The sequence below is a fragment of the Pontibacter diazotrophicus genome, from assembly GCF_003367245.1.
GTDB lineage: Bacteria > Bacteroidota > Bacteroidia > Cytophagales > Hymenobacteraceae > Pontibacter > Pontibacter diazotrophicus.
The window spans coordinates 314,308-337,614 of the sequence record NZ_QRGR01000004.1; the positions used below are offsets into that span (position 1 = coordinate 314,308).

The 23,307-nt window shown below is 46.5% G+C and carries 13 protein-coding genes and 1 pseudogene; 8 read left to right on the forward strand and 6 right to left on the reverse strand.

The window, feature by feature from the left end:
* Window positions 1–42 precede the first annotated feature (42 nt).
* From DXT99_RS04890 to DXT99_RS04905, 4 genes are read left to right on the forward strand one after another with little or no spacing between them, the layout of a single operon-like run.
* Window positions 43–1,218: a restriction endonuclease subunit S gene (locus DXT99_RS04890; protein ID WP_115564392.1), complete on the forward strand. Its 1,176-nt coding sequence runs from the start codon at window positions 43–45 to the stop codon at window positions 1,216–1,218.
* Window positions 1,199–4,219 (forward strand): type I restriction endonuclease subunit R, encoded by a 3,021-nt coding sequence (locus DXT99_RS04895; RefSeq protein WP_115564393.1) that lies wholly within the window; start codon window positions 1,199–1,201, stop codon window positions 4,217–4,219. Before DXT99_RS04890 ends, DXT99_RS04895 begins: the two co-directional genes overlap by 20 nt.
* 31 nt (window positions 4,220–4,250) lie before the next feature.
* Window positions 4,251–5,174, forward strand: a complete 924-nt coding sequence (locus DXT99_RS04900; RefSeq protein WP_115564394.1) for a phospholipase D-like domain-containing protein — start codon at window positions 4,251–4,253, stop codon at window positions 5,172–5,174.
* A gap of 60 nt (window positions 5,175–5,234) precedes the next feature.
* Entirely contained in the window at window positions 5,235–7,019 is a 1,785-nt protein-coding gene (locus DXT99_RS04905; protein ID WP_115564395.1) for a GmrSD restriction endonuclease domain-containing protein, read from the forward strand.
* 343 nt (window positions 7,020–7,362) lie between these two features.
* Here the strand turns inward: DXT99_RS04905 and DXT99_RS04910 are convergent, their stop codons facing one another.
* The 5 genes from DXT99_RS04910 to DXT99_RS04930 all read right to left on the reverse strand — a co-directional run bounded on the left by DXT99_RS04910 (window position 7,363) and on the right by DXT99_RS04930 (window position 11,179).
* Window positions 7,363–7,770: a hypothetical protein gene (locus DXT99_RS04910; protein WP_115564396.1), complete on the reverse strand. Its 408-nt coding sequence runs from the start codon at window positions 7,768–7,770 to the stop codon at window positions 7,363–7,365.
* A gap of 164 nt (window positions 7,771–7,934) precedes the next feature.
* Window positions 7,935–8,741 (reverse strand): hypothetical protein, encoded by an 807-nt coding sequence (locus tag DXT99_RS04915; protein ID WP_115564397.1) that lies wholly within the window; start codon window positions 8,739–8,741, stop codon window positions 7,935–7,937.
* A 164-nt stretch (window positions 8,742–8,905) separates the two neighbouring features.
* A complete protein-coding gene (locus DXT99_RS04920) occupies window positions 8,906–10,315 on the reverse strand; it encodes a DNA primase family protein (protein WP_115564398.1) in 1,410 nt (469 codons plus the stop codon).
* 106 nt (window positions 10,316–10,421) lie between these two features.
* Entirely contained in the window at window positions 10,422–10,808 is a 387-nt protein-coding gene (locus DXT99_RS04925; RefSeq protein ID WP_115564399.1) for a hypothetical protein, read from the reverse strand.
* A complete protein-coding gene (locus tag DXT99_RS04930; protein ID WP_115564400.1) occupies window positions 10,805–11,179 on the reverse strand; it encodes a helix-turn-helix domain-containing protein in 375 nt (124 codons plus the stop codon). Before DXT99_RS04930 ends, DXT99_RS04925 begins: the two co-directional genes overlap by 4 nt.
* 148 nt (window positions 11,180–11,327) lie before the next feature.
* Here DXT99_RS04930 and DXT99_RS04935 point away from each other — a divergent pair, with 148 nt between their 5' ends.
* Window positions 11,328–11,588, forward strand: a complete 261-nt coding sequence (locus tag DXT99_RS04935; RefSeq protein WP_115564401.1) for a transposase — start codon at window positions 11,328–11,330, stop codon at window positions 11,586–11,588.
* An 894-nt stretch (window positions 11,589–12,482) separates the two neighbouring features.
* Here DXT99_RS04935 and DXT99_RS04945 read toward each other — a convergent pair.
* Window positions 12,483–13,742: a site-specific integrase gene (locus DXT99_RS04945; RefSeq protein WP_115564403.1), complete on the reverse strand. Its 1,260-nt coding sequence runs from the start codon at window positions 13,740–13,742 to the stop codon at window positions 12,483–12,485.
* Window positions 13,743–14,209: 467 nt separating this feature from the next.
* Between DXT99_RS04945 and DXT99_RS04950 the strand changes: the two genes are divergently transcribed.
* From DXT99_RS04950 to DXT99_RS27940, 3 genes and pseudogenes are all read left to right on the forward strand, one after another.
* Complete coding sequence (locus DXT99_RS04950) at window positions 14,210–16,441, forward strand: glycosyl hydrolase family 28-related protein (RefSeq protein WP_115564404.1); 2,232 nt, start codon at window positions 14,210–14,212, stop codon at window positions 16,439–16,441.
* 788 nt (window positions 16,442–17,229) lie between these two features.
* The gene (locus tag DXT99_RS04960; RefSeq protein ID WP_181885031.1) at window positions 17,230–21,657 is read left to right on the forward strand and encodes a DUF7619 domain-containing protein; all 4,428 of its coding nucleotides are present in this window, start codon (window positions 17,230–17,232) and stop codon (window positions 21,655–21,657) included.
* Between the two features lie 637 nt (window positions 21,658–22,294).
* Window positions 22,295–23,215: pseudogene (locus DXT99_RS27940) on the forward strand (NHL repeat-containing protein); the annotation flags it as partial.
* Window positions 23,216–23,307: the final 92 nt, after the last annotated feature.

Below are 23,307 nucleotides of genomic sequence, written 5' to 3' on the forward strand. Positions count from 1 at the left end.
TATATCAAATCAAATACAATAATATTAAAATCTAAAGTATAAATGACCAACTGGAAAACATATAGGTGGGGAGACATTGCTACATTAGAGTATGGCAAGTCCTTAAGGGATTATAGAACTTCTTCAGGGAATATACCAGTTTTTGGCACTAATGGGCAAGTTGGATATACGGAAAAGGCATTATGTAATTTCCCTAGTGTCATTATTGGAAGAAAGGGAGCTTATCGTGGTGTTCACTATTCCTCAAAGCCATTTTTTGTTATCGACACTGCTTTTTACCTTAAGCCTAAGTCAAAAAATCTTGATTTGAAGTTTGCTTACTATAATTTATTACTTCAAGACATAAATGGATTAGATTCAGGTTCAGCGATACCTTCAACAAGAAGAGAGGATTTTTATGAGCTTGAAGTAAATTTACCCGATCTTCCCACCCAATGCCGCATAGCTGATATTTTATCTGCGCTTGATGAAAAAATAGAGCTGAACCGCCGCATGAACCAGACACTGGAACAAATGGCGCAAATGCTCTTCAGGCAGTATTTCGTGGATGATATTGATGAAGAAAAGCTGCCGGAGGGATGGCGAGTTGGTAAGCTTGGTGAGATAACTGTTAGAATAACTAAGGGCACTACGCCAACTACTCTAAAAAAACAGTTTGTAGAATCAGGTATAAACTTTATTAAGGTCGAAAGTATAACTGAAACAGGAAGTATTGATTTAAACAAACTAAACTTCATAGATGAAGAAACCAATCAGTTACTCCAAAGATCTAAAGTACAAGACCGAGATATACTGTTTTCAATAGCTGGAACACTAGGAAGGATGGCTGTAGTCAGTCCTGAAATTTTACCTGCTAATACTAATCAGGCAGTAGCTATCATCAGGCCAGATAATTCACTGATAGAGCCATTGTATATTTACTACTGGCTAAAATTAGAGAAAGTACGTGAGGAAACGTTTTCAAGAAAAGTACACGCTGTTCAGGCAAACTTAAGCCTTAGTGTTTTAAGTGAAATAGAAATTATAATACCTCCTTTATCAATTCAAAATCAGAAGTTTACTGAGATTAATAATCTTTTCAAAAAGATTAATTGTAATGGGATAGAAATTCAAAAACTCACCACTCTCCGCGACACGCTCCTTCCCAAACTCATGTCAGGAGAAATTGATGTAATGCAAACCCAAGCAGCAGACATGCATGAGCCAATACTTAGCTGAGAGTGACATAGAGGAAGCGGCCATTGCCTGGCTGCGCGAACTGGAGCCCTACCAGTATAAAAACGGCTCCGAGATAAAGCGGCCCCTGAACAAAGCCGTGCTGGAAGATGTGTTTGAAGCCTTCCTGCAGCGCAGCTACCCGCAGGTGCCGCAGAAAGTACTGGCCGAGCTGAAACAGGAGTTCCTCTTCAACAAAGGCACCGACGTACACCAGCGCAACCACGCCTTCCACCTCAAGCTCAGCAAAGGCATCAGCAAAACCTGGAAAGACGATACCGGCAAAGACCATTTCGGCCACTTCTACCCTATCGCCTACGAACACATTTCGCAGAACGAGTTCCTGGTGGTCAACCAGTTCACTATCGTCGGCAAAAACAAGCGCATCCCCGACCTGATTCTTTTCGTGAACGGCCTGCCGCTGGTGCTCTTCGAGTTCAAGAACCTGTTCAACCAGGACGCCACCGTAGAAGCCGCCTACAACCAGGTGCAGCACTATACCCTGGACATCCCGCAGGTGTTCGAGTACAACGCCCTCACCGTGGTCAGCGATGGCCAGACCACCCTGCACGGCATGTACAACAGCGGCCTGGAGTGGTTCGCCACCTGGAAAAGCATCGACGGCCGCGAAGTAGTCGGCAACGGCTTTGCGCTGGAAACACTTATCAAAGGCCTGCTCGTGCCGGAGCGCCTGCTGCCCTACCTGCGCCACTACATCTTCCATGAGCTGGACAAGGGCCAGCTGATAAAGAAAGGCGCCAAGTACCACCAGTTCTTCGGCATACAGTACGCCCTGCAGGAAACGCTGCAGTCGGTGCGCCCCTACGGCGACGGCCGCATTGGCGTGGTATGGCACACCACCCGCTCCGGCAAAAGCATTACTATGGCCATTTACACCGGCATCCTGCGCCAGCTGCCCGAGCTGAAGAACCCGACCATTGTGGTGCAGGTAGACCGATTCGACCTCAACCGCCAGCTCTTCGACGATTTCGTGGCCGCCAAAGACCTGGTGGGCGACGTGCAAATTGCCAACACCACCGACGAGCTGCGCAGCCTGCTGAGCGGCGAAGGCGGCGGCGTGGTGTTCAGCACCGTGCAGAAGTTTAACCTCAAAGACACCGCCACCGGCCGCGAGCTGGAGCACCCCGTGCTCAGCAACCGCGACAACGTGATTGTGATTGCCGATGAGTGCCACCGCACGCAGTACGGCCTTATCGAAGGCTTTGCCAACAACCTGCGCCGCGCCCTGCCGCAAGCCTCCTTTATCGGCTTCACTGGCACACCCGTCGACAGCAAAGACGCCGACACCGTAGCCGTGTTCGGCGACATCATCCATACCTATGACATCCGCCAGGCCACCGAAGACAAAGCCGTGGTGCCCATTTACTACGAGCCGCGCCTGGCCAAACTGCACCTGGGCAACGCGCAGCTGGAGGAAGAAGCCGAAGAGATAACCGGCGGTCTGGAAGATAACGACAAGAACAGGATACTGTGGGCAGCCATGGAAGACGCCGCCGGTTCTGCCGGACGGGTGGAAGCCATTGCCAAAGACATCCTGCAGCACTATACTTCACGGGCAAAGAGCCTGAGCGGCAAAGCCATGATAGTATGCATGAGCCGCCGCAACTGCGTGAAGCTCTACAATGCCCTGACTGCACTGGAAGGCTGCCCCGAAGTGGCCGTCATCATGACCACCAACATCGCCAAAGACCCGTTGGCCTGGAACCCGCACGTGCGCACCAAGGAAGCAATGGAAGGCATTAAAACCCGCTTCAAAAATCCGGATGATGCGCTGAAGCTTGTGATTGTGCGCGACATGTGGCTCACCGGCTTCGATAACCCCGCCATGCACACGCTGTATGTAGACAAAGTGATGAGCGGCCACAACCTGATACAGGCCGTCAACCGCGTCGCCACCGTTTTCCGCGATAAGCCCAGCGGCCTGATCGTAGACTACATCGGCATCGGCGACAGGCTCCGAGACGCCACCAAAAAATATACCTCGGCTGGTGGCCAGAGCAAAGTAGCTTTTGACATTGAAGAAGCTTTCTCGCTCACGCAGGAAGTGATTGAATTGCTGCAGGAGCAGTTGCCGGAAGGTTTTACCTACAGCAACTGGCCTGCTTTGACTGGTCCGGAAAAAATTAAGCTGGTCAGCCAGGCTACAAACTTTATCGTGTCAGATGATGAGTTGTGCAAAGCTTTCATGCTAAACGAAAAGAAGCTCAGCAGCCTCGCTCCTATTATTAAAAGCCACGACAACATCAACGACATTGCCGTTGACCTGATCTTCTTTCAGCACGTAGGCGCAGCGGTACGAAAAGTAAAGTACCCGACCACCAACATCAAGAAATCGCAGGGCCAGATAAAAGACCTCATCCACCGCTCCATCGAAAGCGAAGACGTGGTGGACGTGTTCCAGATGGCCGGCATCGAGCGCTTCGACATATCCATCATCAACGACGAATTCCTGGCAACCGCCAAGGAGAAAAAGACCGGCAATGAACTGAAGCTGGAGCTCCTGCGCCAAATCATGAACGACGAGATAAAAGTCCGCTCCAGCAAAAACCTGGTAAAGTACCGCAAGCTCAAAGAAGAGGTAGAAAAGATCATCAACGATTACCACAACCACTTCTTCGACAGCCTTATTGCTATGGAGAAAATGCGGGAGGTAGCCAGAGAAATGCAGGAGGAAGACCAGCGCCGAACGCAGTTGGGCCTAACAGAAGAGGAAGAAGCCTTTTACGAAATTCTGGCCAAGCACCCCAACGCCGTGCAGGACTTCGAGCTGATAAAAGAGCTGGTAAAAAAGATACTGGCCGAAGTAAAGAAAAGCGCCTCCCAACCCGACTGGTACAAAAAAGACGACACCAAAGCACAGCTGCAACTGGCCGTGAAAAAGGTGCTGCGCTTCAAAGTAAAAGCCGAACTGCAGGAAATTCTGGATGAGGTAATGGAGCAGGCAGAGGCACGGTATAAAGAGTACCAAATGAGTGTGGCATAAGCCAAAGGAAACAAACTAATTTATATATCAAATGTCAAAATTCATTACTGGAAAAGAACTTGAAGAAGCTGTAGACAGAGTCATTTGGGAAGCAGATGAGCAGTTGATGATAGTATCGCCTTACATCAAACTGGATGAACATTTCAGAAAATTATTTACAGAACACCTTCTCAAGCCAAAGCTCCACATCACGTTGATGTTTGGTAAAAACGAAGGTCGCGTAGATAAAAGCTTCAACAAAGCCGACTTCGATTTTTTCCTTCAGTTCCCGAACATCAGTATTGTGTATGTACCTAACCTGCACGCCAAGTACTACGCTAATGAATTAATGGGGGTAGTTACTTCTATTAACCTCTACGATTACTCTTTCGTCAATAACATAGAGTTTGGAGTACTTTACGAATATAAGTTACTTTCCCTGACCAACAGTTCTGATGATGATGTGTGGGACAAGTGCCAGGATATTGCTAATGAAAATGAAGTAATTTTTGTGAAAAGGCCAATTTTCCAGAAGGGCTTCCTGGGAATGAGCAAAAGCTATATGAGCTCCAAAATACTATTGGATAGAACAGAAGAGTTGTATAGCGGCAAGCAATTAGCAAAAGGTAAGCAAAAGCTTGAAGATTTTGAAGAAGAGCTGAATGCAACCACCGACCACTCCGAAAGACCAATACGCCAGGAAATAGAGACTAAGAAAGGAACCGTTTACTATGCTGCCAAACAACCCACTCCCGAAAAGCCGTTCGAACCAGGTTACTGCATCCGGACAGGCGAAAAAATACCATTCAATGTTAAAAGCCCTTTCAGCAAACAAGCTTACCAGAGTTGGAGCAAGTATAAAAATGATAAGTTTGCTGAGAAGTTCTGCCATTTTTCCGGTGAGCCTTCAAATGGAGAAATCAGCTTCAAAAAGCCGATTTTAGCTAAAAATTGGAAGATGGCCAATCCGGCGTAAAGCTCAGAATAAAAGATTTTAAAAAAGGTCATATTAAGGCAAGCTCACCAGAAGGAAAACATGCAAAAGTACTCTGTCAATCAATACTTAATTGAAACTGTTTTGGCCTGGGTTAAATCAGGTGAAATCGCCATTCCGGAAATCCAGAGGCCTTTTGTTTGGGATGGCTCTAAAGTGCGTGACCTGATGGACAGCCTGTACCAAGGCTATCCTGTGGGTTACGTCATCGCTTGGAAAAACCCAAATGTGAAATTGAAAGACGGTACTTTAAGTGAAGGTAAAAAAATACTGATAGATGGGCAACAGCGTATCACTGCTTTGACTGCCGCTATTCTGGGCCAGTACGTGGTGAACAAAAACTACAAAAGGGTTAAAATAAAAATAGCCTTTAATCCTTTAGATGAAAGGTTTGAGGTACAGAACCCTGCTATTCTAAAAGACAAAACCTGGCTACCCGATATAGCAGATGCCATTAACGGAGATCTCTTTGATCTTGCTATAAAGTACTTCGAACTGAACCCGGAAGTAGATAAAAAGCAGGCACAGAACGCCTTTACAAAGCTTGTCAATATTCCTAAAAAGCAGATTGGTTTAATAGAATTAGCACCTGACCTGGATATTGAAACTGTTACTGAAATTTTTATCCGCATCAACTCCAAAGGTGTAGTTTTGAGCCAGGCAGATTTTGCCATGAGCAAAATAGCATCTAATGCCGAGTATAATGGTAACGAGTTGCGTAAAGCGATCGACTACTTCTGCCATTTAGCCATTGCCCCGGATTATTACCGGCATATTGTAGATAACGATCCTGCATTTGCCAGCACTGAGCTTTTTCAAAAGATGCAGTGGCTAAAATCAGAGACAGAAGATTTGTATGACCCGGAGTATACAGACTTGATAAGAGTCGCGTTCACCTCTAAATTTAACCGGGGAAAACTTTCTGATTTGGTTAGCCTCTTGTCTGGACGAAACTTTGAAACCAGAACCTATGAAGCCGCTATTGCTGAAAGTTCATTTGCCTTATTGAGAGAAGGTGTTCTGAACTTCATAAATGAAACAAACTATAAACGTTTCATCATGATTGTTAAATCGGCAGGATTTATCTCACCCAAACTAATCAGGTCACAGAATGTGCTCAATTTTGCATATATCGTCTACCTCAAGTTAAAAGACCTTGGGGTAAACTCCGTAGCTATTGAGAGTCATGTTCGGCGCTGGTTAGTGTTTTCAATTTTAACAGGGCGTTATTCCGGTTCTCCTGAAAGCACGTTTGACTATGATATCAAGCAGATTTCAAAAATGCCTTTTGCAGAGTACCTGCAGGAAAATGAAGCAGGCGGCCTGTCAGAGGCTTTTTGGGATTTCTCTCTACCCAAAAGTATGGACACTTCAGTTACCAGCAGCCCTTATTTCCTGTTATTTCTGGCTGCTCAAGTGAAGGCTAATGACAAGGGCTTCTTATCAAAAGACATTTCTGTGTGTGATCTTATAACGCATAAAGGAGACATTCACCACCTGTTCCCAAAAGAATACCTGAAGAAGAACGGATTAGAACGTGGCAAATACAACCAAATTGCCAACTACGCATTCATGCAATCTGAAATCAACATCAAAGTAGGCAGTAAATCACCAAAAGAGTACTTTGAGTTAATAAATTCTCAAATGCAGGATCAGAACCTGAAAATATCAGGTATATCAACCCAAGAAGATCTACTGCAGAACTTAGAAATGAATTGTGTGCCTTTATCTATTGACAACATGAGTATTCAACATTACGATTACTTTTTAAATGCTCGTCGTAAAATGATGGCGAACAAAATCAGAGAGTACTATTTTTCGCTATAGCTCTACATTCATAGAGTAAGAGAGCCTGCAGGTTTTAAAACTGCAGGCTCTCTTTTTTATAGAAAATCCCCCTGCTACTCGATCCAGCTCAGCCAGATTATGACAGTTAATGTAGGGATAGTAGTATTGTAAAGCTATTTTGTCCTCATAGGTCAATGCAAACCCTTTAATTAAGCAAGAACAGCCGTTGAAGCAAGAAAACTTTAGGGACTTCCTGTACTTCAACGGCTGTAATCATTGTGGTTTAGCTTCAATAGAGGTAAGGCCATCACTGGATAGGCCCCAGCCTGTTATTCATTGCCCTTATTACAGGTTGTTGGGCAACAGCCTTGTTTCATAGTCACTATACCAATATACCGTCACCAAAAGCGTATTTCTCCAGGTCTGTGACCTGCATCAACGTGTACACATACTCTTTTGCCAAAAAGGTGTGGCACTTGCTATATGACGGCATAGGGTCGTGCCGTAGCGGCTTTACCCAAACCCCATCCTCCCCCACTTCGTGCAGTGGGTTGCCTTTTCTGAATTTGATAGCTGGGATATAGCCTTCCACTTCGTCTCTTTCATTGTCATGTATTGGTATAGCCTGGTACTCCATTCCTATCTGGAAGCCAAGGTAGTCCAGCGCCATATAGTAGCTTGATGGTTTGCACTTCACCTTGTACTTTTCAATGACCTTGATGGCCTGGTGCTCTGGAAAGCGCTTTACTAAGTCCGCAACCTCGCGGTTGAATGCAATTATGTGTTCCATGATGTTTCGTTATTTAAGAAGTTAATATTAGTGCTGGCCGGTCATATGTTGTACCAGCGAGCTTTCTTTAAATTTTTTTATTGGCTGCCACAAGGGCATTTTTTAGGTCGCACCTTATCGTACCGCTTTTAGGATTACGATAAGGCACAAGCGGTACGAGACTATCAGGCAGCGCTGCTGTGCTCTGGTTCTACAAAGTAGAAGTCAGCATCCTGGGCTCTCCTGCACAGGTTCACCAGTTCTACATTCAGCGGAAGCCTTACATAGCTCAGGCCTATTTCAGTTTGAATTACCGGCGCTGTCCGGAGCACGTTCCGCAGATAGCGCTCACATGACTCCAGAACTCCAGACAACAGCAGGTTTTCATACTCAAAACCATGTTCGCTGCAGTGGGTCTGCGCCTGCTGTTTTAATTTTTCGACCTGAAGAAGGTATTTATTACGCATAACATGCGTCCAAACCGCCCTTTTCTGGTGAATGCCGCGTTGCAACTCATGCAAAAAGCTTCTATATGTAGGCAAAAAACCATAAATAGGAGGAAAAACAGGTGTTTTCGCTGTTTTTACACCTATTTCTTCTGTTTTTTGCTGTGTTTCCTGCATGAAAACTTCTTCTTTTGCGGCATTTTTCACCGTATCAGGGTGTGTTTGTTGCTCCAGAAAGAGTGTCTGAACCCATGTCTGACGGTAATTTTGCGTTGTCTGACCCACAATTTGTAATGTCTGTTCATTGTCCGAGTGCAACTCATCACCTGCATGCTCTGTCTGACATGCTGTGTTGCTGGATGTCCGGAGCTCTTCTTCTTTTGTCTGAAAAAGTGTCTGAAGGCGCTCTGACTCCAGCTCTTTCAGGGCCGTTTCAACGGCGTACTTCGTGACTCCCAGCTCCTGAGCAATTTTCCGGATAGGCATTTTTTTCTGGCGCAGCTGCTGCACCTTTTCCTTTACTGAAAGTGTATTTAAATTTTTCATGGGTCTTAAAAGTGGTTTTCAATTTGGTTCTAGTTTTTGATAATAGTGGTCCTATAAAAATTAAGAATGTTGTTTTGGGGCTACACCAGCGTAACTCCTACACTCTTGCCTGTGGGTTCGGGAGTGTAGCAGTGCAGGCGGTGTAGCCGCCAACAAACATTTTTTTAATTAGCCGGAGCCTGCAGCGCCAGGTAAACGACCCAACCGCAATTGCGCCTTACTACCTGCACGCCTGCGCCATCAAGCCTTTTGCGGAAGTTGGTGCAGTTCAGGGGCCTGTATCCATCCTCCTGGCAAAAGCCCTTGTAGCTGGGGTAAAGGTCTTTCAGCGTCAGGCACTTCTCCAGGCTTTTAGCATAGGCATTTTCCTCCATGAACATCTGCACGCTGTCAGACTCCTTCTTATAAAGGGCCACCTGCGACTTAGAGGCAGCACAGTCGCTGAACCTTTTCTGTGCCATTAGCCTGCTGAGCCCCTGGAGAACCCAGTTAAAAACGCCAGAGAGTTCACTTGCGATTATCTTGTTAGCCAATTGCTTGTCCTGGTCTTTCTCTGCGATGGTGCGGTCAAACTCCACAATCAGCAGTCTTCGGAAAAACGCGTCAGTGTGCTCTATATCCCTTGGCAGCTCGTTGCAGTTAAAGAGCATCTTGGCATAGCTGTGCAGGATGGTGGGCTCCTTGTAAGGCAGGCGCACCTCTATCGGCTCACCCGATGTCAGCTGCTTGAATATGTTCGGGTCCAGCCGCGTGGAAAGCTCACTGGCGTAGTTGAGCAGCTTGTCACCCAGCATATACCTTGAATAGCCGTTCTCATTGGTCAGGCTTTGCAGCGAATAACTGCACACGTTGCTGTGGCCCAGCAGCGCATAAATGATGTCGAAGAAAACAGACTTTCCGTTTGCCCCGGTGCCGTAGAGCATCAGCGCCTTCTCCAGTTTCAGCACGGTCTGGTCCACGAACACATAACCCAGGTACTCGGCGATAACCGCCTGCTTCTCTTTGTCAGGCAGCACCTGCTCCAGGTACTTTTCAAACAGCGGCGCTTCTGCACTTTCATCGTAGCTGAAGGGAAGCTGGTAAGTCATGAAGTCCTCTCTCCTGAACTCCCGAAGATGAGGCCTATCAGGGCCGATTTCGAAGGTTCCATTCTGAAGATTGATAAGAACAAACCCTTTTCGTCGCGGCGACATGGAAAGCCTGGCGGAGGCAAGGAACTGGCGGTAGAGCTGCTCTATGAACTGATAGAAACGAGCATCAAAACGGTCTATGCCCATTTTCTCTGCGGCCTTGCCAAGAAAATCCTTCAAGGCGTTCTCCTCTATCGGCTGCCAATAGCTTCCGTTGTAGAGGTAAACAGAGCCGTTGTGGCGACACAAGCCGCACTGCTGCTGCTCGGCTCTTTTTAGTACATGTTCGACAACAAGGACATAGAGGTGGTTTCGCTTCAGTTGTTTTCTTTCTTTGAGTCCGGCTTCTGCCAGAAAGTCTACCTGCTCGAAAGAATCAAGCAGCTTTTCCAGCAGCCCCTCGTGCTTCGGAGGGGCTGCCAGTAAATTGGGTTTTGGGTTCATTAAAATAGGATTGGGTTAAGGGTGATTGATTTTTTTGGGCACAGTGCGGCCTGCGACAGGCTTAAAAGTGCCTGCCGGGAGCTTCTAAAAGCGCTGCCGTCCTATGTTATGCTGCGTTGGGAATTGTGTTCTGGAGCCTTGGCTGAAGCTGTGCAATGGTGATGTCAATCAGCTCGACTTCCAGGTGCTGTGACTTGGCGAAGTCCTGTATGATGCTTCTTTCCAGGTTTATTTCCATCTGCTGATGCAGCAGCTGCGTTCTCAGCAGCTGCACCTCATCTATCAGACGGTCTACCTCCCGCTGCGATTCGCAGTAAAAGCTCAGGTTCGCCTCCAGCTCCTGGGTGAGCAGAAGGCCACGGGTTTTGTCATGCTGCGGCTTAGCCTTGAACTCCTGCAGGCGTTTATCCTGGTTGGCATTTACCTCCAGGAAAAGGCTCTGTGCGGTGAGGTACTTGGCGCTGGGTTGTCGGGTGCTGTGACTCACTCTCATGCGGCCTTCGATATATAAGGCGTTTTACCTAGGCTTTGCTTGCCGGTGCCCCTGCTGCCTGGCAGGCGCTTGGGCTCTTCCATGGCGGCCAGTACTTCGGAGCGGAAAAAATACACCCGACTGTTCACACGATGAAAAGGTATCCTGCCCTCGTTTCTCCATACATCCAGTGTTTTGCGGGTGATGTTAAAAAGCTTGCACACCTCCGGGGTCCTCATAAGTTCCTCGTCCTCTTTTTTGAGGTAGGAGTCTGATGGCGTAGGCCCGCTCTCTTTCTGGAGCTGCACGACGCGCTGGGCAACGCGCTCGATAAACTCGTCTGCTGACTGGTACATCAGCAAATCATGGGGTGGTTTAAATTCTGGTTTCATTCTGTTAAATGGTTTTATGTGTTTGTTGAACTGTTGCAAAGATGCAATGTCGAAAATTGTACATTACCGTTTCTAAGGTTTTGCTTCCCTAAAATAGGGCAGCTTATATATAGAAAAAACACTTATCTTTAGAGCAAACTTCAAAAACATGGAAAGGCTCAAAACTGAGAAGATTTTAAGTATTGTAAAGGAGTACGAGAACGGGAAAAGTGTAAAAAAGATCAGTGAGGAGAACGGCGTAAGCGTATCTGGCATTTATAAATGGCTGAAGCATTACAGTAATGTGAATACTACAGCAAAGGATCGGTTAAAGGAACTGGAAGAGGAGAACCGAAAGCTACAGGCGGAAAACGAAAATCTGGCATTGGACCTGAAACTGGCAAAGGAGGCGCTCGAAAAAAAGCCCTGAAGCCCTGCCAGAAAAAGCGTATCGCACAGGAGCTGTGCCGAAAACACGGAGTAAGCATCAGCAGGGCGTGCCGAATACTCCACTTAAGCAGATCTGTATACCATTATAACTCTCTGAGGGATGATAGCCAGGTAATTACCGCATTGCAGCAAAAAGAAGAAGCGCACCCACAGGAGGGGTTCTGGAAAATATACAATCGGCTTCGTCAGGAGGGCAACCTCTGGAACCACAAGAAAGTGTACAGGGTCTACAAGGACATAGGCCTACCTATTAGAGAGAGAGCTCTGCCAAAGTACCCCTTGCGCGAAAGTCGGCTGCTACAGCTACCAGAAACGCTGAATCATACCTGGACCTTAGACTTCAATTGGGCTGAAATCCATGATATGCCTTGTTGTTCATTCCATGTGACTGATGAGCGTAGCCGAGAGGCATTGCGTGTTGCTGTAATGGGGGCCTCCGGTACACAGTTCGTATTGGAGCAGCTTGACTACTTGCTCAAAAACAGGGCAAAGCCCAAGCGGATACAGATTGAAGACCAGCCTGAGCTAATCCATTCTCTCGTGGAGGAATGGGGTCAGGCAAACGAAGTTGAAATCATCTTCATTCTACACTGTGAACTTTATCCGGTTGTCTATTTAGAGGGTTTTGGTGCCTTAATTAGAAAACATCTATCAAGTCTTAATAACTTAGAGACTCATAATGAACTAGTACAATTTCTTAGATTATCAAAAAAAGTGTACAACTCACGCCTACAGGTAACACTGCTGCAAGGCCTTGGCCCAACCAAGTTCGCTGATGGGGTGCAGTTTTTAAAAAGCACTGGAATGAACCTTAATCGTATGTCTCGATTAAAACGCTCAAAGGTAACACTATTTGATCTCTGCGTTTCACTCGCTACTGTGCCAGAAGTACTGCTTCCTCCTGCTCTACTTTACCCCATACGCGCTCCATTTCCAGCTCCTTGATGTTGTCTGTGATTTTGATATACTTCTTAAAGGTCTGGTAGTTGGTATGGCCAGAGACTTTCATCACCACCTCGGCCCGCATGCCGCCCTCAAGTGACAGTGTGATAAACGTTCTTCTGGCCGTGTGCATCGTGAGGAAATCATACTTTGGCTTTGTATCCACCAAACGCTCTCCTCCTCTTCTGGTGGTCATGCTGGTCGGCTCATCCAGGCCCACCAACTCACCAAGCTCTTTCAGGTAGTCGTTTGTCTTCTGGTTAGACAGCACTGGCAGCGGATACAGCTCTTCCTTGTACTTCTCCAGTATGGCCATGGCCCTTGGTGACAAAGGAACGCTGTTGGCCGTGTCTGTCTTCACCTGGCGCAGCACCCATCTGTTTCCCTTGATGTCAGAGTGGCGCAGGGCGGCCACATCAGAGTAACGCTGGCCGGTGGCGCAGGCAAAGCAGAACACATCCCTTACCCTATCCAGCCGCGGGTGCTTCGACAGGTCAAAGCTGTTGAGCTTGTCCAGCTCTGCTTTTGTCAAGTAGATGATATCCACGTCTTTCTGCGGGGCCTTGAATTTTTTGTATGACAGGTTCTGATGATATCCTCTCTCCAGTGCCCAGCCCAGAAAGGCTTTTAGTGTGGCAAAGGTTTTCCATACGGTATTATCCTTGTGCTTTAGGTCCTGCACCAGGTAGTTGCGCAAGTCATCGAAGAAGCGCATGTCCATGCCTTGGAACGAGAGCACATACTTCTTCTTTTGTCCGAATGCGACCAGGTGGTTGTAGATGCCGCGGTACTTGAGCAAGGTGGTCCGGCTGCGATGTGCGCCGTGGATATGGATGTACTCATCATAGCACTCCACAAAGCTCTTCTCTTTTTCCGGTTCCGTCGGGTGCACCTGCGCGATAATGTCTTCCTTAAAGTCAGCGAAGCGGAAAGAGGGGTTCTCCTCAAGCCTTTTGTTGTAGGCCTTGCGCACTCTGTTCTTAAGGTCACCGAGGCTGAAGTTCAGCTCCCCGGCTCCCTTGTAGCTGCCGATGATGTGGTTGCCCTGCCGGTTGGGCTTTGCGTTCCAATAAGAGGGGTGAATCTGCATGCCTATCTTGACCTTGATGGTCTGCTTGCCCAGCCGGGCGAAAAGGTAGATAGAGGTTTCGCCGTCCAGGTTCGGCTTGTCCAGATAGTAATTTAGCGTCATGAAAGGGTGGTGTTTTAAGGGTCTGCCAAATATACGGGATTGTCCGTAACCGCGGACACATTTCGGACACTAATATTTTACATAGCCTATTTTTATTACTTATGGCTACGCAACAAACTACCTCAAAACAGCCTTAAAGGCACTTTCTACGCCACTTTGTGTATCTTTAAGTATAGTAAAACCACTATAGTTTTAGTCCCCTACGGGCTACAAAAGCCGCTTCAGATAAAACTGGAGCGGCTTTTTTGGTTCGATAATTTATCCTCTTCGTTTGAATTTTCTATAGTTCCGTTAGTTTCGTGTACCAGTAGGAGCTAATATATCCACAATTTGCTCCTAAACTTTTAATTGCCTTGCCTACCATTCAGCATATGCTTCCTAAATAATAGATTGGGAAATTTAAACAAGCCGTTGAATATTCTGGCAGCAGTTTTGTAGTGGGAAAGGCAGACTAGAACCTTCCTGATATGAGATTAATCTGCTTCCTTTTCACGTTTTGGCTAGCCTTTACAGCGGTTACAGCATCCGCTCAATCCCTTCCAACTGGCCCGCGGGAAGAGCAGGGTAAATCGGTGCGCCTGACACAGGTTCCTCTGAACGCTACACCTGCCGAGATACAAGAGCTACTGGACCGCCACCATAACGTATATTTCATGCCTGGCACCTACAACATCGGAACACTGCATGTCAAGAAATGGCGCCGGGGTCTAATATGGGGAGCAGGTCGTCTGACAACTACTTTAAAGGGGAGCATTGTCATCAACGGCAGCCGCAACATCACGTTAGGAAACTTCAGTGTCATCAATAACAACACATCAAAAGGTGACGCTGTTATTGATGTTATCGGCAATACCAGAGGAAAAATAACGTTTCTCAACGCTTTAGTCTCTGCAAACAAAGATGGCATTGCCATGCGTCTGAAAGCCCCTGGGAAGTATATCATTCAAGGGTGCAACCCTAAATGGAGCGACATTGGTGTAAGCATTGAGCATCCCAGGGCGATCACAAATATATTCGGCGGTAACCTTCAGTACAACCGCATCCATATACAGCAAGTGCAGGGACACCTCGATGCGAGGGCCTTTGGCATGCAGGTAAGCAATGGCGGTGCAGACATTGTAGTGCAGTCTCCCTCGCCTCTGGGCTACCATTTGATTGAAGGGCTTCGTACTGAAGGTAGCAACGGTAAAAACCATCTGGAAAAATTGCTACACGTGCCTCAGACCAGGGCTGCCGTGAATGTCGTGCTGCGCGCCAATACACTGGGAAGCATGCTTCACTATGCGGATTATAATGCCAATGGAACGCTGATACTGTTGGAGAACGTCAATTACCCTGGTAAGGATGACAAAAGTTCTGTTGGTGTAATGACAGGTAGCAAAGGACCGGCGAAGGTCCTGAGTTATGGAAACAAGTATGGCTTTAGCTATGACGAGGCTCCAGGTCCATTCGCCATCAGCCCAACAACAACCGTCCAGTCCATCGGCGACCTGTGGATGCTACCCAATACAACAGATTACAAAAAACCGTTTAACGAGCCCATTACGAAGCAGGCCATGCAGAAAGCTGGCAAAGCTGTGCCGCCAAAGGTTACTTTCTTGACTACCGCTGATTCTTCCGCCGTACAGCTGCCGGTTTTCCCTCTTTATGAGGTGGCTACGTCCCCCCGCATTTCCAATCTGGCAGAGTTGATGCTGAACGTGAGGGATTTCGGCGCAGTACCAAACGACGGTATTGATGACCGGGAGGCAATCCAAAGGGCCTTGGATGCTGCAGTGATAGACGGGAGGGCTTCTGAGCCAGTCTATTTCCCATCCGGAAAATATGAGTTGAGCAAACCGCTGTTTCTTGACCACTTGGCCGGCGGCGGTTTTTGGGGTGATGGCGCAGACAAGTCAGTACTGATCAGCACCACTGGCAAGGGGGTTATTACTTCGGATGGTGCTGGCTATTCCGCTTTTGTGGACATGGGTTTTGTAAACAAGGCTGGTGCAGAAACAAAGACAGCCGATTTTGACTGGGTTAATGACCAATCAGCAGATAAGAGCCGAAAAAAGACAGGAGCAGCTTTGCAGGCGAACATGTTCTATCGTTGCAAGTTTGAAAACGGCAGCATCGGAATGGCAGTTGGTGCTCATAAAATGGGAGACGGATTCATGATCATCGACTGTGTTTTCAGGAACATAAAGACACCTAAAGGGGAGGGTGCTGCCTATTCATCTGAAAACTTTAATGTGCTCACAAATCCTTTGGTGCACTGTCTGTTTGATGATGTAGACTGCGCAGTCTCCAATAAAAAGGGAAGCTTTAATTTCTATGGCAATAAATTGACTAACATTCACAAAGCAGCACTTAAATTCTACACTATCGTGGGGAACGGTTTTGCCATTGTTAACAATGAAATGGATTCGTCTCCAGTTCCCTTCGTGACGACTGGTCACAGTTCGGCAAAAGCGCATCTACTTATCGAGCGGGTCAGTGCAAAGGCGGCAGGAACAAAGTCTAGTGCCTCTAAATATAATCTTGGTGGTTCCGTTATGTTCCTTCACTCCTACTTTCCTAACCGCACTATTATAAACGGCGGTGGTATCGGCGATAATTCACTGATTGTATATAACACCGCAGCTGCTGAGGCTTTGACCAAAGGAAGGGCGCATGGGTATTTGATAAGCGTGAAAAGGAAAGGCCAAAAAGATTAAAATACTGAGGCTGCTTGCTATAAAGCTTTCATCTTCACGAAGTACACAGGCATACTACCTCTTGTAAACTCCAGCATAAATAGGTAAACGGCGAGGTCCTTCCAAAAATTCGTACTATTGTAGAGTAGGTGAAAGCCTCTTTCAAGAAAATAGCCTTACGGCTCCTCCTCTCCTACCATCAAATAATTAGCTAGAGTAGTTAAATCCATGTGGATAAAGTTCGATAATTCACTCCTTCGGTCTACAAAAGCCGCTTCAGATAAAACTGGAGCGGCTTTTTTGGTTCGATAATTTATCCCCTTTGCTTGACCTAAGCTTTCTTTTCTCCAAGTGCACATCATTTGTGCTACCTATGAAACAGTTACTACAGTTTTTGCTATTCTAAATTTCGCAGAGATATTAGGTCCCTAAGCTATTTTCATGATTGAAAGCTCCAGAGTTAAGCTTCTTCTTCACGGTGACAGGCTTTAATAGAAGCCTTCAGGTATGTTAAAAAGCTGCTGACGTATCACGAAATCTAGTGAAGCAGGTTTCAAAAAAACATCAGCAGATCAATAAAACTGTATAAGGTACCAAATATTTGCATGGCCAAATAAATTAATTGCTATATATTTATGTCACTTAATATTACAGAACGCTCTACTTCCATTTAAAATGGATACAGATATATGAAAACAATTTTACTCTTATTGCTGTCCCTCCTTCCACTGTACTCTTCACTTTCCCAGAATCCTGATTACCAGAAAAAATTTGCTGTAGGTAGTGTCCCCGCTATGAGTATGTACAGCATGACGTTAGACAAAGAAAACAATCTCTATCTGACACAGATGTCTAGGATTGTAAAAGTGAAGGAGGGTAAAATACTACTGGATTTTAATGTTAACAAAGACGATTACAACGCAGGATATAACAATAGTGAAGGTGTGTACTTGGACGTTGCAGTTGATCGGGCACAATTCATTTACATTCTTAATCGTAAACAGAAGCGCATCGAAAAGCACGACCAACAGGGCAAACTAGTAAAAGTCTTCCCCACTGTCCCAGATGCAAACCCAGACCAGTTTCTGTCTTTGTCTTTACATATCGACCATAATGATCACCTTAATATTTTTGAATCATACAACAGGAGAGTGATCGTATATGATGCAGACGGCGCACTTATCAAAACTATAATTTTGGCAGACCCTGATCCGGTATGGAAGTCAGATTACACTTCCATAGCATTCGACAATCAAAATAATATTTATTTAGCTGAAATTAAGAGAAGTTCATGGGACCCAACCGCATATATAACCCATTTAAACCGTGAGGGCAACATCATACAGCGTTTCAGCGAAGCTGTGATGAAAGAAAGTGGGTTCTACAGGTCTTATTCTCTGGCAATTGATGTAGATAAAAATGGTGACGTCTACGCCTACAATAATGGATCCGTCTACACAAATTCTATCAATTGGCCTATCGTAGTCTTTTCAGCTAATGGTTTATTGAAAAAAAGTCTTTCGGTTAATGCCGGCAGGGGGAGTTCTATCGTGTTTGATGACCAGAATAATATGTACCTCAAGAAGGTCAGTTCAAGAGGAGACTATATCTTGAAGTATGATCAGGAGCAACAGCTTTTAGAAAAGATAGGTAACCTCAGGCGTCCTTATGAAGTTGGATTTGATAAAGCTGATAACCTTTACATTCTGGATCATATAAAAAATCAACTTGTTAAATATAACTCTGCAGGTGAAGAAGATAAGGATTTTCAGCTAGCAGACGTAAGACTCGTCAACCCTTTAACATTTACGATCGATGATAAGGGATTGATTTATATTTTGGAATATTCTGGACCATCGAACAGTAGTCCAAGTTCGAGGATCAGGAAGTTCGACTCTAATGGAAATCTGATAGGACTTTTATCAACTAGTATACCGGGAGCTTATCATGGGTACCAAAACATATATAGTTCAGCAGGGTTAGCGGTTGATCATGAGGGCCATATTTATGTAACTTGTTATACCCACAGCGACACTCACTCTTTACTAAAATTCGATTCTCAAGGGAAGTTAGTTGACAAAATCGGGCCTAACGGAAAAAAGCCCGGGCAATTGCATAAGCCCCTAGATGTAACAGTAGATGCTGCCGGAAATATTTTTGTATTGGATATGAATGGCAAGAGGATACAGAAGTTCTCTTCCAGCGGTAAATTCATGCAGCAATATGGATCTTTTGACCCCAATGAAAACAACTATCCCTTACGCGCCAGCATTGCTTCAGATGCTTTCGGAAATGTTTTAGTAGCCACACCAGTTGGCACACATATAGGTACACGAGCCCCGGTTGTAGAATATTATGACTTGACTGGCAATATAAAGTTCTCATTGCCAATCAATACCCCAAGTGTGGCCATGAATAAGAGCGGCAGCCTATTCGCAACAACTGATCCAAGCTATGATATAGTTACAGTATATGAGACAAAATCACCTAGAGAATACAACCTTATGCAAGGTAACACATATCATGATGAAAACGCCAGCTGTACGTTAGACACCACTGAAACGGGACTTGCAGACATTCTTATCAAAGCAGAGCCAGGTCCTTATTATGGTGTAACAGATGCAGCAGGTAACTACAGAATACTAGTTGGGCAGGGCTCCTATACAGTAGGACTAGTATCCGAGAATAACACTTCTGGTAAAGTGATAACCCAAACTTGTGCTTCAGGTGATATCCATTTCGAAACGTTTGGTAGTAACTCTTCAGGCAATGACATCGGTTCAAAAGTCTCCCTCTCCCCCCACCTCTCCGTCAGCGTCTCCTCCACGCGCCGCCGGCGCTGCTTCGAGAGCACTACAACCGTACGATATAATAACTCCGGGTTTTCGACTGCACCTGATGCCAAAGTGTATTTGCAGCTCCCGCCGGAGGTGGAGTTGCTCTCTGCAGACAAGGCCTACACCCGCCTGCCCAACGGTACTTATGAGTTCGCTGTGGGGGACTTAGTGGCTGGGCAGAAAGGCACGATCACCATCAAAGACATTGTAACCTGCGGAGATGAGAGCGTCCGCGGCCGCACCGTCTGCACCCGCGCCTGGATTACGCCTTCTAACAACAAACCTACCCAACCGACACCAGCCATCACCATCACCGGCCGCTGCGACGCCCAGTCAGGTATGATCCGTTTCGTGATTAGAAACTCCGGCACAGCCGACATGGAGGAGCACGAACTGTTCCGCAAGTTTGCCAACGGAGCGCTATCCTCCATTGAGCAGTTCCGACTTGCCGCCGGCGATAGCATGGTACTTCGGGTTCCTTCAATGGAATATACCTGGCGACTGGAGGCGGACCAGCCGGACGGCAACGGTGACAACAAAACAGCCAGCGTGACGGTAGAGGCCTGCACCGATGCCAATGCGGGCACAACCGTGAGCTCCGGCCTTGTGAATCTTATGCCGACAGATGACGAGGAGGCCGAAGCGTCGGAGGAGTGCGTGATGATCACAGACTCGTATGACCCGAACGATAAGCTGGTGACGCCCATGGGAAGAACCTCCGAACACTATACCCCCACGGGCACCGCGCTCAAGTACAAGATCCGCTTTCAGAACACAGGCACGGACGTGGCCTACCGGGTGGTGGTGGTAGACACGCTCTCTCAGTACCTGGACCTGAGCACGCTGCAGGTCGGGGCCGCCTCGCATGCCCACCGCTTTGAGGTGAGCGGCAAAGGCCGACCGGTGCTTACCTGGACCTTCGATAACATTATGTTGCCCGACAGCACCTCAAACGAGCCGGGCAGCCACGGCTACATCCAGTTCAGCATCAAGCCGAAGGCAGACCTGCCGGAGAAGACCGCCGTGGAAAACCTTGCCGACATTTTCTTCGACTTCAACTCCCCTGTGCGCACTAACACAACGCTCAACCGCATCTATGATATGCCGCCGGTGGTGGACGAGGCGGTGCGGGTGAACCTGGAGGACGTGCTGGCCACACCGGCCATCGCGGCTTTTGAGCCTGCTGCCGGTAAGTTTGGGACGGAGGTCACGATCACAGGTAAGCGCTTTGCCCCCAATGCCATCGACAACAAGGTATACCTGAACGGGAAAGCCGCCACTGTTGTCAGCGCCACTGACTCAGAGCTGCGCGTGCTGGTGCCTGCAGGCGCGACAACAGGTGCCATGAAAGTGGTAACTCCAAACGGCGGCGCTACGGCAACAGAGCCTTTTGAGGTGTACCAGCCGCCGGTGCTCTCCGGCTTCAGCCCGGCAGAGGGTATGGTAGGCCAAAAAGTAACCCTGCAAGGGCAACACCTGCAATCGGAGTTGATTGAGGCTATACAGCTAGGGAATTTTGATTGCGAAGTTATAAATCACAGTGGCTACTCGATAACGGTACAGGTACCTGCCGGAGCCACGACAGGTACCTTCGAGATCAGCACCAAAGGCGGTGAGGCGGTGAGTACTCCTTCTTTTGTGGTGTGGTACAGACCTACCATTAGCAGCCTGAGCAAAGAATCCGACATCGTAGGAGCTTTCATCACCATCACAGGGGAAAATTTTGCCGCTGACAAGGCACGAAACAAAGTGCTTTTTGGGCAGATAGAGGCGCAGGTGCTGGAGGCTACCCCACAACTACTGGTAGTAAGGGTGCCAGAGCAGGCTGCGTCTGGCTTTATAACGGTAGAGACACCAGGTGGACAGGCAGCTAACATGTTCGAAGTGATTCCAGCGCCGCGATTCACGGCCATGCAGCCGGCGCGGGGGAGCGTGGGAACGGTAGTGGAGATCAGCGGCAAGCACTTCGGTATTATGGGTCTGCAGGACAAGATCGCGTTCAATGGGCAGGAGGCGCTGGTTCTGGAAGCCTTAGGTGATAAGTATAGGGTAAGGGTACCACGGGGCACCACCACCGGCAAGGTGCAGATAATCGGTTATGGTGGCAAAGCCTACAGCACCGCTGACTTTGTAGTGGATGAGCTAACGCCGGCAGAGGCCGTACAGGTGTACCCAAACCCGAACTCCGGCCGCTTCACACTTAGCCTGCAGCACGCCGACTTCGATGTGCAGTCCGCTGAAATTTATGACGGGATAGGCAGGCTGATTCATACCACTACCGTCGATGGCCCACGGCCAGAAAAGCTGGAACTGCAGATCAGATCGGCAAAACCGGGCCTCTACACCCTGCACATCAAATCCGGGCGGGGTATGATCATCAAGAAGGTTACAGTGCTCTAGTTTCCACTTGTTTGTAAATATGAGATCTAAAATAGAGGTGGCAGATAGTCTGATGAAGAGGACTTTACTACCCCTCTCCCACCTCAAAATACTTTCTCAAGACTGCTAAGCCCATGACACGAAAGGCCTCCAGTTCACACTGGAGGCCTTTTTTTATATAAGTAGCAAAACTGTCACATTCAATTACAACTACTATCAGTTTTCCTCATTTTCACCTTCGTTAGGAGCTAAAGCCTCTGAAAACCGAACGTTAACTCGTATGCTACTTCTGCTCTTTGATAAGCCTGTCAGTATAGCATAGTCAAACATGCTATGCCTTAGTTAATTTGAGTTTAGGGGTGAATGTTGTTTCTACTCGATTCTCGAAGAGTTTTGTCGCTGCTTACAAGAGTCACATATATTCATCAATAATAACTAGCGAATTTTTATATATTTAACTCGATAGATATATAAAATTCATTATCAATTTAACATTCTAGTAATATTAAAATAGATGAAAAAAATTCTACTGCTTTTTCTGATTAAACTGCTTTTAATTTCTCATGCATTTTCCCAAAATGATACTTTAAAAACGAAATACATTATTGGTGCAAATTTAAGCACGCCATTTGGTGTCGTTATAGACAATGAGGGTAACATGTATGTGGCAAACAGTTATCAGGTAAGAGTGCTAGATAAGAATGGAGAGTTTGTGCGGGACATTTTTTTTGAAGATATACCATTTGCGGGTCAAGCACTTGCTATAGCGAAAGATGTGAATGACAATCTGTTTGTATATGATAGGTATCATAACACAGTTATCAAATTAAATAAAAATGGTAAGGTCCTTTCCAGGTTCAGAGTGGCAGTTATTACAGGTTATACATCACATGATGTTGGAGGAATTGCCGTTGCGCCAGATGGTTCAGTTTATATTACACATAATTCTAGTAATGCTGTTTATAAAATTAATAGTGAAGGAAAGTATTTACTTAAATTCGGCACATTTAATTCGCCTACAGACGTTTCAGTAGGTCCAGATGGAAACATCTATGTTGCTGATACTAAAAACAAACAAATTGTAAGGTTTGATGACAGCGGCCATTATATTACATCATACTTAACCCCAGGCAATGGAGCTCCTTCTTTCTTGGTGCCCACAGGTGTAGAAATAGATAATTCTGGAACTATCTATGTAGCAGATGCAGGAAACACGACTTTATACTCTTTCAATCAGAACGGCGATAGAGGCCTTAGTACCAAGTTACAAAATGACGAAAAGTATGAAAGCTATGGCTTTGGCCTCAATATGGGCATTGGACTTGATAACTCTGGAAATATTTTTACAACTTTTAGTGGCAGCATATCATTAAAACCAAAGGGCGGTAAAATTATTGAATTATCTTCCGAAGGAGAAATAATTGCTGAATATGGTTCAGAAAACGCTGCAAGAGAAAAAATAAATTTTTCAGCATTAGAAATAGATAGCAAAGGGCAATATATATATTTTGCAGATCGCTTAACAAAGCGGGTTCATAAGTACAGTGCTCAGGGAATCAAAGTCTTAGAATTTGGTAAAGATGGACCTGGCACAAAGTTCAATGCTATAATGGATGTTGCTTATGGCTCTGATAACACTGTCTATGTTTTGGATAGCCTACAGGATGGTAG

Coding starts and splice junctions, on each gene's coding strand:
- DXT99_RS04890 (WP_115564392.1), top strand. CDS start 43: ATGACCAACTGGAAAACATATAGGTGGGGAGACATTGCTACATTAGAG.
- DXT99_RS04895 (WP_115564393.1), top strand. CDS start 1,199: ATGAGCCAATACTTAGCTGAGAGTGACATAGAGGAAGCGGCCATTGCC.
- DXT99_RS04900 (WP_115564394.1), top strand. CDS start 4,251: ATGTCAAAATTCATTACTGGAAAAGAACTTGAAGAAGCTGTAGACAGA.
- DXT99_RS04905 (WP_115564395.1), top strand. CDS start 5,235: ATGCAAAAGTACTCTGTCAATCAATACTTAATTGAAACTGTTTTGGCC.
- DXT99_RS04910 (WP_115564396.1), bottom strand. CDS start 7,770: ATGGAACACATAATTGCATTCAACCGCGAGGTTGCGGACTTAGTAAAG.
- DXT99_RS04915 (WP_115564397.1), bottom strand. CDS start 8,741: ATGAAAAATTTAAATACACTTTCAGTAAAGGAAAAGGTGCAGCAGCTG.
- DXT99_RS04920 (WP_115564398.1), bottom strand. CDS start 10,315: ATGAACCCAAAACCCAATTTACTGGCAGCCCCTCCGAAGCACGAGGGG.
- DXT99_RS04925 (WP_115564399.1), bottom strand. CDS start 10,808: ATGAGAGTGAGTCACAGCACCCGACAACCCAGCGCCAAGTACCTCACC.
- DXT99_RS04930 (WP_115564400.1), bottom strand. CDS start 11,179: ATGAAACCAGAATTTAAACCACCCCATGATTTGCTGATGTACCAGTCA.
- DXT99_RS04935 (WP_115564401.1), top strand. CDS start 11,328: ATGGAAAGGCTCAAAACTGAGAAGATTTTAAGTATTGTAAAGGAGTAC.
- DXT99_RS04945 (WP_115564403.1), bottom strand. CDS start 13,742: ATGACGCTAAATTACTATCTGGACAAGCCGAACCTGGACGGCGAAACC.
- DXT99_RS04950 (WP_115564404.1), top strand. CDS start 14,210: ATGAGATTAATCTGCTTCCTTTTCACGTTTTGGCTAGCCTTTACAGCG.
- DXT99_RS04960 (WP_181885031.1), top strand. CDS start 17,230: ATGACGTTAGACAAAGAAAACAATCTCTATCTGACACAGATGTCTAGG.